Origin of the sequence: Hyphomicrobium sp. CS1BSMeth3 (assembly GCF_900117415.1) — a bacterium.
Lineage (GTDB): Bacteria > Pseudomonadota > Alphaproteobacteria > Rhizobiales > Hyphomicrobiaceae.
Genome location: NZ_FPEI01000006.1, coordinates 2,178,063 through 2,192,364 on the forward strand (window position 1 = coordinate 2,178,063; position 14,302 = coordinate 2,192,364).

Annotated in this window: 9 protein-coding genes; 6 read left to right on the forward strand and 3 right to left on the reverse strand. The window is 64.9% G+C overall.

What is annotated here, in order from left to right; all coding sequences use genetic code 11:
* Positions 1 to 10 precede the first annotated feature (10 nt).
* From CS1BSM3_RS25140 to CS1BSM3_RS25150, 3 genes are read right to left on the reverse strand one after another with little or no spacing between them, the layout of a single operon-like run.
* Positions 11 to 3,142, reverse strand: coding sequence for an efflux RND transporter permease subunit (locus CS1BSM3_RS25140; protein ID WP_072392501.1), 3,132 nt, complete (start codon positions 3,140 to 3,142; stop codon positions 11 to 13).
* Positions 3,143 to 3,149: 7 nt separating this feature from the next.
* A complete protein-coding gene (locus tag CS1BSM3_RS25145; protein WP_143149348.1) occupies positions 3,150 to 6,281 on the reverse strand; it encodes a multidrug efflux RND transporter permease subunit in 3,132 nt (1,043 codons plus the stop codon).
* A complete protein-coding gene (locus CS1BSM3_RS25150; protein ID WP_143149349.1) occupies positions 6,278 to 7,546 on the reverse strand; it encodes an efflux RND transporter periplasmic adaptor subunit in 1,269 nt (422 codons plus the stop codon). The genes CS1BSM3_RS25145 and CS1BSM3_RS25150 overlap by 4 nt, the downstream gene beginning before the upstream one ends.
* Before the next feature lie 516 nt (positions 7,547 to 8,062).
* Here CS1BSM3_RS25150 and CS1BSM3_RS25155 point away from each other — a divergent pair.
* The 6 genes from CS1BSM3_RS25155 (at position 8,063) to CS1BSM3_RS25180 (ending at position 14,225) form a co-directional block, all read left to right on the forward strand.
* A complete protein-coding gene (locus CS1BSM3_RS25155) occupies positions 8,063 to 8,941 on the forward strand; it encodes a MurR/RpiR family transcriptional regulator (protein WP_083528893.1) in 879 nt (292 codons plus the stop codon).
* Between the two features lie 222 nt (positions 8,942 to 9,163).
* Positions 9,164 to 10,003 (forward strand): metallophosphoesterase family protein, encoded by an 840-nt coding sequence (locus CS1BSM3_RS25160; RefSeq protein ID WP_072392506.1) that lies wholly within the window; start codon positions 9,164 to 9,166, stop codon positions 10,001 to 10,003.
* Between the two features lie 21 nt (positions 10,004 to 10,024).
* The gene (locus tag CS1BSM3_RS25165; RefSeq protein ID WP_072392509.1) at positions 10,025 to 11,146 is read left to right on the forward strand and encodes an ABC transporter ATP-binding protein; all 1,122 of its coding nucleotides are present in this window, start codon (positions 10,025 to 10,027) and stop codon (positions 11,144 to 11,146) included.
* Complete coding sequence (locus tag CS1BSM3_RS25170) at positions 11,143 to 12,081, forward strand: carbohydrate ABC transporter permease (RefSeq protein ID WP_072392512.1); 939 nt, start codon at positions 11,143 to 11,145, stop codon at positions 12,079 to 12,081. The genes CS1BSM3_RS25165 and CS1BSM3_RS25170 overlap by 4 nt, the downstream gene beginning before the upstream one ends.
* Positions 12,078 to 12,914 (forward strand): carbohydrate ABC transporter permease, encoded by an 837-nt coding sequence (locus CS1BSM3_RS25175; protein WP_072392515.1) that lies wholly within the window; start codon positions 12,078 to 12,080, stop codon positions 12,912 to 12,914. The genes CS1BSM3_RS25170 and CS1BSM3_RS25175 overlap by 4 nt, the downstream gene beginning before the upstream one ends.
* 21 nt (positions 12,915 to 12,935) lie before the next feature.
* Positions 12,936 to 14,225 carry an extracellular solute-binding protein gene (locus tag CS1BSM3_RS25180; protein ID WP_083528894.1) on the forward strand — a complete coding sequence of 430 codons (1,290 nt, stop codon included), beginning with the start codon at positions 12,936 to 12,938 and terminating at the stop codon, positions 14,223 to 14,225.
* The last annotated feature ends 77 nt before the right edge of the window (positions 14,226 to 14,302 follow it).

The window sequence follows — 14,302 nt, forward strand, 5'->3', positions numbered from 1 at the left end:
AACGCTCTCGCTACTCGGCGGGGACTGTCGGAGGCGCGCTCTCATTGCGTACCAATCCGGCCTGGCCTTCGCCGCCAAGGCGCCGGTGCAATCTGTCCAGCAGCAGATAGATGATCGGCGTGGTGTAGAGGGTGAGCACCTGCGACACCAGCAGGCCGCCGATGATGGCGACGCCGAGCGGACGGCGCAACTCCGACCCCGGTCCCGTAGCCATGGCGAGGGGGACGGCGCCGAGCAGTGCCGCGAAGGTCGTCATCATGATGGGACGGAAGCGCTCTCGTGCCGCCTCGATGATGGCCTGCTCGGGCGAGAGCTTCTGGCCGCGCTCGGCCTCGAGGGCGAAATCGACCAGCATGATGCCATTCTTCTTGACGATGCCGATCAGCAGGATGATGCCGATGAAGGCGATCACCGACAGCTCCATGCCATAAAAGCGCAGCGCAATCAGCGCGCCGAGGCCCGCCGATGGCAGCGTCGAGATGATCGTGACCGGATGCGCGAGGCTCTCGTAGAGCACGCCGAGCACGATGTAGACCGCGAGCAGCGCGGCAATGATCAGCAGCACCTGCATGTTGCCCTGCTGCGCGAAGGCCTTGGCATCGCCGGCCGCCTCGGCGCGGATGCTGTCCGGCAGGTGCAGCTCGGCAATGGCCTGCTTGATGGCGGCCTGCGCCTCGTCGAGCGTCATGTCCGCGGTAAGGCCGTAGCTGATGGTGACGGCGGGAAAGGGGCCTTGGTGGTTGACCACGAGGGGCGCGAGCGTACGCGTTATGTTGACGACGCTGGTCAGCGGTATCTGCGCGTCGTCATAGCCAGGGACGAAGATGTGCTGCAGGTCCTCTGGATCCTGCTGGTAGCGCGGATCCACCTCCAGAATGACGCGATACTGGTTACGCTGGGTATAGATCACCGACACCTGGCGCTGAGCGAAGGCGTTGTTGAGCGCGTTGTTGATGTCCTGAATGCGCACGCCAAGACGCGCCGCCGCCTGCCGGTTGATGGTGAGGTTCGCCTGCAGACCGCCTTGCTCGCGATCGCTGTTGACGTCGGCCAGTCCCGGGATTGCCGCTATCCGGTCCGCGACCCTCGGCGCCCAGGTATAGAGGTCACCGGCATCGGTGCTCCACAGCGTGAACTGATAGTCTGAATCGGCCTGCCGCGCGCCCGTGCGGATGTCCTGCGCGGCGGCCAGGAAGACACCGAGGCCCCTCACCTGCGAAAGCTCGCGGCGCAGCCGGTCGATGACGCGGGCGGTCGGCAGATTGTTCCGCTCAGCGAGCGGCTTCAGGCTGATGAACATGCGGCCGCGATTGGCCGAGGCGCTGAAGCCCGACGCGCCGACCGAGGAGCCGACATTGGCGACGGCAGGATCAGCCAGAACGATGTCGAGCGCCTGTTGCTGGAGCCTCGCCATCGTATCGAAGGACGTATCGGTGTGAGCGCGCGTCCCCGCGAAGATCAGGCCGGTATCGTCGCGCGGGAAGTAGCCCTTCGGGCTCTTGATGTAGAGGTCCGCCGTAAGCACCACCGTGGCGATCAAGGTGGCCAGCATCACCACCTTGTGGCGGATGGCGATGGTCAGCGTGACCGTGTAGATGCGCAGGGCCCAGCCGAACACCGTTTCGACGATACGGTCGAGCCAGGTGGCGTTGGGGCTCGGCGGCGAGCGCACGAAATGCGCGCAGATCATCGGCGTCACGGACAGGGAGACGACGAGGGACACGGCGATGGCAAACACCAGCGTGACCGAGAACTCGCGCAGCAGACGCCCCATGACGTCGTTCATGAACAGCAACGGGATGAAGGCGGCAATGAGCGAGATGCTGATGGAGACGACCGTGAAGCCGATCTGCCGGGCGCCCTCCAGCGCCGCACGCATCGGCGACCAGCCCTTCTCGAGATTGCGGAACACGTTCTCGATCATGACGATGGCATCGTCGACGACGAAACCGACCGAGACAGCGAGCGCCATCAGCGTCAGGTTGTTGATCGAGAAGCCGGCGAGCCACATGGCGGCGCAGGTGCCGGCCAGTGACAGCGGCACGGTGACGCCTGCAGCGATGGTCGGCGTCGGGCGGCGCAGAAAGACGTAGACCACCACCATCACCAGCGCGATGGACAGCCCGAGCGTGATCTGCATGTCATGAACGCTGGCCCGCAGTGTCGCCGTGCGATCGGAGAGCACGGAAAGCTCCATGCCCGCCGGCACCCACCGCTTGATCTCGGGCATCAGATCGAGAACGCGGTCGACCGTTTCGATGACGTTGGCATCGGCGCTCTTGACGATGGTGAGAAGGATCGCCGGCCGCCCGTTGAACATGGCCTGCGAACGCGAGTTGCGCGTACTTTGCTCGACAGTGGCCACGTCCTTGAGACGCACGACGGCACCGCCGGCAACCGACTTGACGATGATGCTCTCGTAGTCCTCGACGCTGCGGAGCTGGCTGTTCGCCTCCAGCGCGATGACATTGCGGTCGCCGTCGATGATCCCGAGCGGAGCAACGGCGTTGGCGCGCGTGATCGCCAAACGCACAGCCTCGATGCTCATGTTCATGGCTGCGAGCTGGCGGGGATTGACGCGGATGCGGATGGCGGGCTGCTCGGCACCGGCGATGGTCACCTCGGCCACGCCGTCGATCTGCGAGATGCGCTGCGCGATGACGGTGTCAGCGGCATCGTACATGTCGCTCGCCGCGATGGTCTGCGATGTGAGCGCGAGGATCAGGATCGGCGCCGCGGCCGGGTTCGACTTTCGGAATCTGGGCAGCGAGGGCATGTCGGCCGGCAGCTCGGCAGCGGCCGCGTTGATGGCGGCCTGCACGTCCTGGGCTGCGCCCTCGATGCTGCGGTTGAGCGCGAACTGGATGGCGATGCGCGTGCTGCCGAGCGCGTTCGTCGAGGTGATCTCGGTAACGCCGGGGATCTCACCGAGCCGCCGCTCGAGCGGCGCGGCCACGCGTGCCGCCATGGTCTCGGGATCGGCCCCCGGCAGGCTGGCAGTGACGCGAATGGTCGGGAACTCGACCGAGGGCATGCTCGCGACAGGGAGGAAGCGATAGGCCACGCAGCCGAGCAGCACCAGCCCGATCGCAAGGAGGATGGTGCCGATCGGCCGCTCGATGAAGGGCTGGGAGAAGTTCATCGCCTTCTCACTCCGTCGGCTGACGCGACAGCGGCACCGGCTCCTCGGGTACGTGGAATGCTCCGTTCGAGCCGGGCGCGAGGCGGACGCGCACGCGCTCCATGGCGAGGTAGATCACGGGCGTTGTGTAGAGGGTCAACAACTGGCTCAGCAGCAAGCCGCCGATGATGGAGACGCCGAGCGGGTTCCTGAGCTCCGAGCCGGTTCCGCTCTCGATCGCCAGCGGCAATGCGCCGAACAGCGCCGCGAGCGTGGTCATCATGATCGGCCGGAAGCGAAGCAGACACGCCTGCACGATCGCTTCGCGCGGGCTCATGCCCTGCTCACGCTCGGCCTCCAACGCGAAGTCGATCATCATGATCGCGTTCTTCTTGACGATGCCCATCAACAGAATGATGCCGATGAGCGCCACCAGCGAGAGGTCCATGCCGCATAGCATCAGCGCGAGCAGGGCGCCGATGCCGGCTGACGGCAGCGTGGTGAGAATGGTGAAGGGGTGGACGAAGCTCTCGTAGAGCACGCCGAGCACGATGTAGATGGTGATGACGGCAGCGAGGATCAGCCAGGGCTGGCCAGCGAGCGAGCGGGTGAACTCGTCGGCATCGCCCGAGAAGGTGCCTGTCACCGACGAAGGCATGCCGATCTCCTGGCCGGCCGTTTGGACCGCATGGACGGCATCCCCGAGGGAAGCGCCCGGCGCCAGGTTGAAGCTGATGGTGACGGAGGGGAACTGGTCCTGGTGGTTGATGACGAGCGGCGCGGTGTGACGCTCGATCCTCGCCACGGCGCTCAAGGGCACCTGGGCGCCGCCGGCGCCGGGCACGTACACTTTGGTCAGGGCTCCGGCATCGCCCTGATATTGCGGCATGGCTTCGAGCACGACGCGATACTGATTGGCCTGGGCATAGATGGTCGAGATCTGGCGCTGACCAAAGGCGTCGTTCAGGGCATCGTTGACCGCCTGCATCGAGACGCCGAGCCGGCTCGCGGTCTCGCGGTCGACGTTGACGAGGGCACGCAGGCCGCCGTCCTGCGCCTCGGACACGACCTCGCGCAACGCCGGTGAATTGCGCAGTTTGTCGGCGAGCTTCGCCGACCAGAGGGCGACATCGTCGGCGTCGCTGCCGACCAGGGTGTACTGGTACTGGGCGCGGCTGGTGCGCGTGCTGATCTGGATGTCCGGCACGGGCTGGAAGTAGAGGATCACTCCCGGGATCCGCGCCACCTTGGTTTGCAGTCGCGCGACAATCTCGTCGGCCGTTGCCTGACGACCGTCGCGCGGCTTCAGGACAATCTTGAGATGGCCGGCGTTGGGCGTCGGATTGATGGCGCTGACGCCGATCACGCTGACCACGCCTTCCACGTCCGGATCGGTGCGCAACTCGGCCGCGACCTTGGCCTGCAGACGCTCCATCTCGGCGAAGGACACCTCAGGGCCGGCTTCCAGCACGGCGTTGACGAGGCCGGTATCCTGGGGTGGCAGGAAGCCCTTCGGCACGATCACGTAGAGACCAATGGTGATGACAAGGGTGGCGACGGTGGTCAGGAGCGTTGCGGTCTCGTGGCGGAGCACCCATTCCAGGCTGCGGTGGTAGCCTCCGAGCACCCACTCGATCATGCGGTTGAAGGCGCGCGCGATGGCTCCCCCGTCGCCGTTTTCCGTATGACGCAGCATCCGCGAGCACATCATGGGCGTGAGCGTCAGCGAGACCACGGCGGAGAGCACCACCGCAATGGTGAGCGTCAGCGCGAACTCGCGGAACATGCGGCCGACGAGGCCGGTCATGAACAAGAGCGGGATGAACACCGCGATCAGGGACAACGTCAGCGAGATCACGGTGAAGCCGATCTCGCGCGCGCCCTGCAATGCCGCCTCGATCGGACGCAATCCGCGCTCGAGGTGACGGACGATGTTCTCGATCATCACGATCACATCGTCGACGACAAAGCCGGTGCCGATGGTCAGCGCCATCAGCGACAGGTTGTTGAGGCTGAAGCCGCAGAACCACATCACGCCGAACGTCGCAACCAGTGAGAGCGGCAGCGCGACGCCCGCAATGATGGTGGCGCGCAGGCTGCGGAGGAACATGAATACGACGAGCACCACCAGCGCCACGCTGAGCACCAGGGTGAACTGCACGTCGTGCACGGAGGCGCGTATCGTACCGGTGCGGTCGGTCACTACAGTCAGCTCGGCGCCGCTCGGGATGGTGCGCTGCAGCCGCGGCAGCTCGGCGCGAATGCGTTGCACCGTCTCGATCACGTTGGCGCCGGGCTGGCGGTACACGTCGATGATGACGGCGGGCACATTCTTGTACCAGCCGCCGACTTTGGTGTTCTCGAGGCTCTCGACGACCTCGGCCACGTCGCTCACCACGATGGGCGCGTTATTGCGATAGGTGACGATGACAGAGCGATAGGCTTCCGCGCTGGTGATCTGGTCGTTGGCGGCAATGGTGTAGGACTGGTGGGGGCCGTCGATCGAGCCCTTGGGACCGGACACGTTGGCGGCGACGATGGCGGTACGCAGGTCCGCCATGCTGAGCCCGTAGGCCGCCAGCCGCGCCAGATCCGCCCGGATGCGCACGGCGGGCTTGATGCCGCCCTCGACCGACACGTGGCCGATGCCGGGCACCGAGCTCAGACGCTGGGTCATCAGCGTGTCGGCGAGGTCGCTCAAGGCCCGTAGCGGGATGTTGGGCGAGGTCAGCGCCAGCGTCATGATCGGCGCGTCGGCCGGGTTCACCTTCGAGTAGGTCGGCGGATAGGGCAGGTTGCGGGGCAGAGTGGAGCCCGCCGCGTTGATGGCGGACTGCACGTCCTGAGCAGCAGCGTCGATGTCGCGCGTGAGCTGGAACTGCAGCGTGATCTGGCTGATGCCGTAAGAGGAGGACGAGGTCATGGTGGCGAGCGCGGGGATCTGCCCGAGCTGCCGCTCGAGAGGCGCCGTCACCAGGTTGGCCGTGGTTTCCGGATTGGCGCCCGGGAGCTGCGTCGTCACCTGGATGGTGGGAAAATCGACTTGCGGCAGGGAGGCCACCGGCAGCAGCCAGTAGCCGAGCGCGCCGCCGAGCGCTACCGCAAAGCCGAGCAGCGAGGTCGCGATCGGACGCCGGATGAAGGGGGATGACACGCTCATTGAAGGACCGTGTTATCCGCCTTGCGTTGGCTCCTGCCGGCCGCGAGCGCGGCGGCCTTGCACGTATCCGAGAGCTGCCCGGCATTGGCTCGCAAGCAGCCGCGAATGCCTTGCCGCTCGACGCCAGGACAGAGCTTCTGCACATCAGCGGCACAGGCGGTCGCGACGACGTTGCGCGGATCGGTCTTGGCCTCGGGCTTCGCGCTGATCGGCGCGGGGCTGCCCGGCGTCTCGGGTGCGCTGACGTCGACGCGTGCGCCGTCCTTGAGGCGGGCAAACCCGGTCGTGACGATACGGTCGCCGGCGGCAACACCCGTGGCAACCACCGCTTCGCTCTCGTTCTGCATGGTCAGCGCCACGGGCTTGAGCGCCACCTTCTCATCGGCCTCCACGACATAGACGAACGTGCCGTTGGGGCCGCGCTGAACTGCCGGAGTAGGAACGACCACGACCCGCTCGAGCGTGTCGATCAGGATGCGCACGTTGACGAACTGGCCGGGCCAGATCTGCAGGTTCGCGTTGGGAAACTCTGCCTTCATGCGGATGGTGCCGGTGGCCGAGTCGACCTGGTTGTCGATCACCTGCAGTGTGCCGTGGTCGAGCACGACCTGGTTGTTGGAATCGAGCGCATCCACGCTGAGGACCCTGCTGGCGAGCGCCTTGTTGACCTGAGCGAGCTGCTGCTGCGGCAGGGTGAACAGCACCGAGATCGGCCGCACCTCCGTGATCATGACGATACCGGCATCGGCCGCGCGCACGAGGTTGCCCTGGTCCACCATGCGAATGCCGGTGCGCCCGTCGATGGGAGAGATGATGGTGGTGTAGTCCAGGTAGGCGCGGGCGTTGGCGATCGCCGCATCGTCCTGCTTGAGCTGAGCGGTGAACTGAGCAACCAGCGCGTTTTGCGTATCGATGGTCTTTTGCGCCACGACGTTGCCCCCGAGCTGGGAATAGCGCTCGAGGTCGCGCTTGGCATTCTCGAGCTGGACCTCATCGAGAGCCTTCTTGGCGATCGCCTGGTCGAGCTGCGCCTGATACGTCGCGGGGTCAATCTTGGCCAGCACGTCGCCCTTCCTGACCTCCTGGCCCTCCTTGAAATTGATGCTCAGGATGCGGCCATCGACCTGCGGCCGCACGACGACTGAATTGCGCGCCTTGGCGGTGCCCACGCCATGGAGATAAACCGGAACATTATCCAGTCGAGCCGACGCTGCGAGCACCGGCACCGTGCTGATCCCGCCCCCCATGCGACGTGCGCCGCTCATTTTTTCCTGAACGGCCGGCAGGGTAGTCACATAAAAGACGCCACCTCCGATTGCGCACACAATGGCAACCGCCAGCAATCGCTTGAGCAGCTTCAACACCTTGAATCCTTTCACAGATGGCCGGCCGGCTTAGTGCGATCCGTAGGATAGCGCCGCTGGAGCTGGCGGAGCATAGCCTCGGGACCGCAAAGAGATATAACGCGCCAGCCGGAACAAACCGTCGCGGCGCATCTCCGGTACGCCCTCCCCCTCGTTCACATTCAATGTCCGGTTACAACCCCGGCCGGCATCATGCTCGGGCTCGCGCGCTATTGATGCGGGGGGGTGAAAAGTGGCGGCACCGAGATGCCTTTATGATGGCGCGGCTCGCCGGGCCAACAGACTGGAGCGTCCCCCCCGCGGGGCATCCTGATAGGGATGGCTATAAGATGCTCTCACCGTATATATGAGTGAGAGTGAGCTTGTCTCATTTCCGGCCATCTCCCATTTTTGCAAATCCGATCGGGGATTCGCAGCATGAGCCAAACCAGCGCGGGCGTCGAAAACCAGGCAGCCGGCCGCTTGCTCGCCCGGCTGCGCCATCTACAGGCGGACCTGCCGCCGACAGCCCGACGCATCGCCTCCTATATCGACACGCATGCGGAAGAGATCATCCGCATGTCGATCACCGAGCTTGCCGACCAGGTGGAGGCGAGCGAGGGCAGTATCGTGAGCCTGTGCCGCCGGCTCGGCGCAAGCGGCTTCCAGGAGCTCAAGATCCTGATCGCCAGGGAACTCGTCGAGCCGATGCAGTTCATCCAGGAAGATCTGCACGAGGGCGACAGCATCAGCGAGGTCAGCGGCCGCATCTTCGCGGCGCACGCCAACTCCCTTGCAGACACCCGCAAGCTGCTGTCGACAGAGGCGCTCGGCCAGGCGGTGGAACTCATCCGTGCCGCGGCGCGCATCGACGTCTACGGCATCGGCAGCTCGGGCCCGATCGCAGTCGACCTCGCCTACCGACTCATGCAGCTCGGACTTCGAGCAGCGGCGACCATCGATTCACACATGCAGGCGGTCAATGCCGCCATGTCCGGGCCGGATGTCACCGTGGTCACCGTCTCGCACTCCGGGAGCACAGTCGAAACCGTGCTGGCGACACGGCTAGCAAAGGAGGCGGGTGCCAAAGTGATCGGCATCACGCGTCTCGGCAGATCCCCGCTGCAGCGCTACTGCGACGTGGTGCTGCATACCGTCGCCAACGAGACGCGCTACCGCCCCGAGGCCATGAGCAGCCGCGTCGCGCAACTCGCAATCGTGGATACGCTGGTGAGCTGCTGCGCCCTCGCGGATCCGGAGCGGTCCGTCGCCAAGCTGCAGCTCAGCGCGCGCGTCATCGCCGAGAAAAGATATTGAGCAGCGAGCTCGCGAGCGCCGGGCCGGAGAGAATGTCGACGCCCCTCGTCGGTGAGGCTTGGCGAGGCCGAGGCAGGGCGCGACAAGGGTGGCTATCGGCGCGCGCCGTCCGACACGAGTCGCGTGAGACAATCTCACTGTATCTCCTAAGAATATTGAAATAAATTCATTAGACTGTCACACGTCGCCCCTACGTTGCAGCGCAGAAAGCGCGAGGGGCAGATGAAGATTGCGATCATTGCGGACATCCATAACGGCACCGAGACCAGGAATTGTCCGCTCAAGGACCCAGATTTCCCCGTGGTCGAGGCGGTGGAACAGTTCGTGGAGCGGGCGATCAGTGGGGGCGCGGATCTGCTGCTCGAGCTCGGCGATCGCATCAATGACGTCGATCACGAGACCGACACGGCCCGGGCAAAGGAACTGGCGCCAGCCTTCAAACGCTTCCCGCGCCATCGCGTGCACCTGCTGGGCAACCACGACGTCATCAATCTGACGGCGGCGGACAACGAGGCCATTTTCGACTGCTCGTTTGCAAGCCGCGTCGTCGATCTCGGCGACGTGCGCCTGATCGCCTGGCAGCCGAACGTGGCATTCGACTACGAAAAGGGCAGCTTCCGGCCGACGGCGGGACATCTCACCTGGCTGGTGCAGGCCCTGCTCGAGGATGAGCGCCCGGCCATCATCGCAACGCACGTGTCGCTCGCGGGACGCGCCCAGACCGGGAACTTCTATCACCACTTCCATCCAACCTACTCGACCTATCCCGACCACGAGGCGGTCCGCAACGCCGTGGAAAGGACCGGGCGGGTGGCGATCTGGCTGGCCGGCCACTCGCACTGGAACACCTGGACCAATATCGCCGGCATCCATCACTTCACCGTTCAATCGCTGTCGGAACGGTTCACGACCTACCCCAGGACCGCGGCAGCGTTCGCCGACCTCACCATCGAGAAGGGGCAGTTCACGCTCGAGGTGCACGGCAACGATCCGCTTTACCTGCGTCTGCCGTTTCAGAAATCCAGCGAGCAGTTCTGGGTGTCCCCGATCGTTCGCCGATAGGCCCGCTGCGGAGTTCAAGTCATGGCGACGATCGAGATCTTGGGCATTGAGAAGCGCTACGGCGACACGAGCGTCTTGAAGAACGTTTCGCTCTCGGTCGAGGACGGCGAGTTCCTGACCCTGGTGGGGCCATCCGGGTGCGGGAAGTCGACCCTGCTTCGTATCATTGCCGGGCTGGAGGCGCCCGATGCCGGCGCGCTGCGTATTGCCGACCGCGACGTGGCCAAAGACCGGCCCAAGCAACGCAACGTTGCCATGGTCTTCCAATCCTACGCGCTCTATCCCCATCTGACGGTCCTCGACAATATCGTCATGCCTCTGCGCATGCGGCGCCTGACTGCAGCGCAGCGCTTCCCCCTGCTCGGCCGATGGATGCCGGGAACGCGGCGGATCGAGCGGGAGATCCGCGCCGAAGCCGAGCAAGTCGCCTCGATTCTCGGCGTCGAGCCGCTGCTCGCCCGCAAGCCGGGGCAATTGTCGGGAGGACAGCGCCAACGCGTTGCGCTCGGACGCGCCATGGTTCGGCAACCGGCGGTTTTCCTGATGGACGAGCCGCTGTCCAACCTCGATGCCAAGCTGCGGGTGCAAATGCGCAGCGAGATCATGGCCCTGCATCGCCAGATCGGCGCCACCTTCGTGTACGTGACGCACGACCAGGCCGAAGCCATGACGATGTCAGACCGGGTCGCGGTCATGATGGAGGGCGAGCTGCTGCAGGTCGCCGCGCCAGAGCAGCTCTATTCCGATCCGGATGACTTGCGGGTAGCGGAAATGATCGGCAGCCCGCAGATCAACGCCGTTCCCGTCCATGCGCTGAACCGGCAGCTCTGCCTCGCCTGGCAGCTCTCGCAAGACACGGCGGTGGCCGCGTTCCGTCCGGAAAACGCCATCATCACCCGCCCGGCCGATGCGATGCTCAACGGCACCGTGGCCGTGTCCGAGCATCTCGGGGCTGATGTCTTCGTCCATGTCCGCCTGGATGGCGACGCCGGCACCATCGTGATCCGCACCGATCGTACCAGCCCGCGGCATACCGCTGGGACTGCCGTAGGCGTCAGCGTGGAAGGCCGGCACGTGCTGCGGTTCGACGCGAAAAAGAAGCGCTGCCGTCCGAGCCAGGATCACGGGGCTCTGGTCGCATGACGGCGCTATCGTCCCCGCGCAACGCCATCAGCGCAGCCGGAGCCAGGCCGGCCTCGGCCAGCAAGCAACGCGGCGATCGGCGCGGCTGGCTCTACAGTGCGCCCGCCGTAGTTACGATGGGCGTGCTGCTGTTCGGACCGCTGCTTGCGGTGATGCTCTTCTCGCTGACCGACTGGCAGCTCGGCCAGGAACAGTTCTCGTTCATCGGTGCGCGCAATTTCCAGGAGCTGTTCGCCGATACCGTGTTCTGGAAATCGCTGCGCAATACCTTCCTCTATGTGCTGCTGGTCGTGCCCGGAACAGTCATCCTCGGGCTCATCGTCGCCGTGCTGCTCGAGTCGAGCAACGAGCTGAAAGGCTTGTACAGGACGGCGCATTTCATCCCTGTGATGGCGGCAACATCGGCGATGGCCATCGTCTGGGGAACCATGCTGCATCCGACGATCGGCCTGTTCAACCACATCCTGTACGGGCTCGGATATTCTGGCGTGAGCTGGCTGCGCGACGAGCACACGGCACTCCTGGCCCTGGTCCTGATCGGCATCTGGCAGGGCTTCGGCTACGCCATGGTCCTGTTCATCGCCGGACTGAAGGCGATCCCGCAGAACCTGTACGATGCGGCCGAGATCGACGGGGCCGACAGCGTCATGGACCGGATGCGGCTCGTCGTCCTGCCGATGATCGGACCGGTGCTGATGTTCGTCATGGTCGTCACGGCCGTGCGCGCATTCTCCGTCTTCGACACCGTTCGCGTCCTGACGGCGGGCGGTCCGAACTACAGCACCGATGTCCTGCTGTACCGGCTCAACACGGAAAGCTTCGACTACCTGCGGACCGGCTACGGCGCGGCTCTGACGGTGGTGTTCCTCGGCATTGTGATCGCGATCACCCTGCTGCAGGCCAAGATCATGGATAGACGAGTACATTACTCATGACACCGCTGTCGTTAGGAACGAAGGGCAAGGTCCTTCGCTGCGTGATCCTGAGCGTGACTGCGCTGTTCGCGCTGCTGCCGTTCATGTGGATGCTGAGCCTGTCGATCAAGACGACGCCGGAGATCTACCAGGCGCACTTCCATATCCTGCCCGAGAGCTTCGCCGGTTTCGACAACTACCGGGTGGTGTTTGCCAGCGCACCCATGCTTCGCTTTCTGCTTAACGGCGTGCTGGTCTGCGCAGCGATTTTCATGGTGCAGCTCCTGGTCTGCATTCCCTGCGCTTACGCGCTGGCCAAGCTGCGCTTCCGGGGCCGAGATACGCTGTTCTCGGCAGTACTGATCGCGCTGCTGATCCCGCCGCAAGTGCTGTCGATCCCCCATTTCGTTCTGCTCTACTACGCGCAACTGATCGACAGCTACGGCGCGCTGATCCTCCCGTGGATCTTCTCCGCCTTCGGCGTATTCCTGCTGCGGCAATTCTTCAGCACGATCCCCGACGAGCTCATCCAGGCAGCCCAGCTCGACGGCATGAGCGAGGCGGACATCATCTGGCGGGTCATGATCCCGATGAGCGCGCCAGCCATCGCCTCGTTCGGCATCTTCTCGCTGGTCTCGCACTGGAACGATCTGTTCTGGCCGCTGATCGTGCTGCGGCGCGCTGAGCTGGCCACCCCGGCGCTCGGCATCCTGCTGTTTCGCGACGACGAGACCGGACGGCAGTTCGGCCCGCTTATGGCTGCGACCGCGACGATCGTCGCACCGTTGATCCTCGCGTTTCTCCTGGCTCAGCGCCGCTTCATCGACGGCCTGACCATCCACTCGGTCAAATAGTCCACCTCAGGAAGGGAAAACATGCTGACTGCCCAAAACAGATTCATGGCCGGCACGATCGCCGCGATCATGGTCGCGTCGGGTCTCGCCACGAGCGCGGCGCACGCAGAGACCAAGCTCCAGGTCGCCTATTCCAACGCGGCGGTCTACAAGGCCGTGCAGGAAGCCATTGCTGCCAAGTTCATGGAGCAGCGCCCCGACATCAAGATCGAGTTCCGCACTCCGCCGGCGAGCTACGAGGAGCTTGCCCAGCAGTTGATGCGCGACAAGATTACCCGCACGCTTCCCGACGTGGCGTTCAATGGCATCAACCAGCTCGGCCTGTTCACGGATCAGAAGCTGCCCGTGGCGGTCGATGCCCATGCCAACGCCGACGGCGGCATGGAGAAGCTCGGCTATCATCCCGCACTCGCCGCGCTCGGACAGCGCAACGGCGCGCAGTACGGCATGCCCTTCGCGGTGTCGATGCCCATCGTCTACGTCAATACCGACCTGATGGCGAAGGCAGGCGTCGACGTCGCCTCTCTCACCACATGGCCGAACATCCTGGCGGCCGGCAAGGCCGTCGACGCGAAGGTCGGCCAGCCCACGGCCGGATTCTACTTCGATTGGGAGCAGACCGGAAACTGGCTGTTCCAGGGCCTGGTCACCAGCAACGGCGGCCGGATGCTCGCCGACAACCGCTGCGACTTCGCCTTCGGCGACGCGCACGGGATGGCGGCGCTGAAGATCCTCGAGTCCTTCCCCAAAGCCGGCATGCGCAATCTCGGACAGGTGCCGGGCCGCATGGCTTTCGTCGCCGGGACGGTCGGCATCTGGGTGTCGTCGTCCGGCTTCGCGGCGACGGCCGAGAGGATGATCGGCGATAAGTTCAAGCTCAAGACGCTGCCCTTCCCCATCAGCGCGGAGAAGGCCCAGTTGCCCGGCGGCGGTGCCATGGCCATGATGCTGACCACCGACAAGGCGCGCCAGCAGGCGGCGTGGGAATACTTGAAATTCGCCACCGGCGGTGTCGGTCAGGCCATCATGGCCAAGGGTACGGGCTATATGCCAGTCAACCAGGCAGCGGCCACGACGCCAGAGCTGCTCGGTGACTTCTACAAGACCTATCCCAACCAGGTGACGGCGCTCATGCAGTTGCCGCGGCTGACCGAGTGGGCGTCGTATCCGGGGCCGAACTCCCTGAAGATGATCGAGGTCATCAAGAGCCACACGGAGGGGCTGATCAGCGGCGCGAAGACCGCCGAGCAGACGATGCCTGAGCTGATCAGAGACGTGAAGGCGCTGGCGCCTCCCTGCAATGCCAAGTAGGTGAGGCTCGACTTTCGCTGATCCCCTATAGCTTCTGATCAAACGGACGTGACCCGCCGACGACGAGCGCGCGCTCT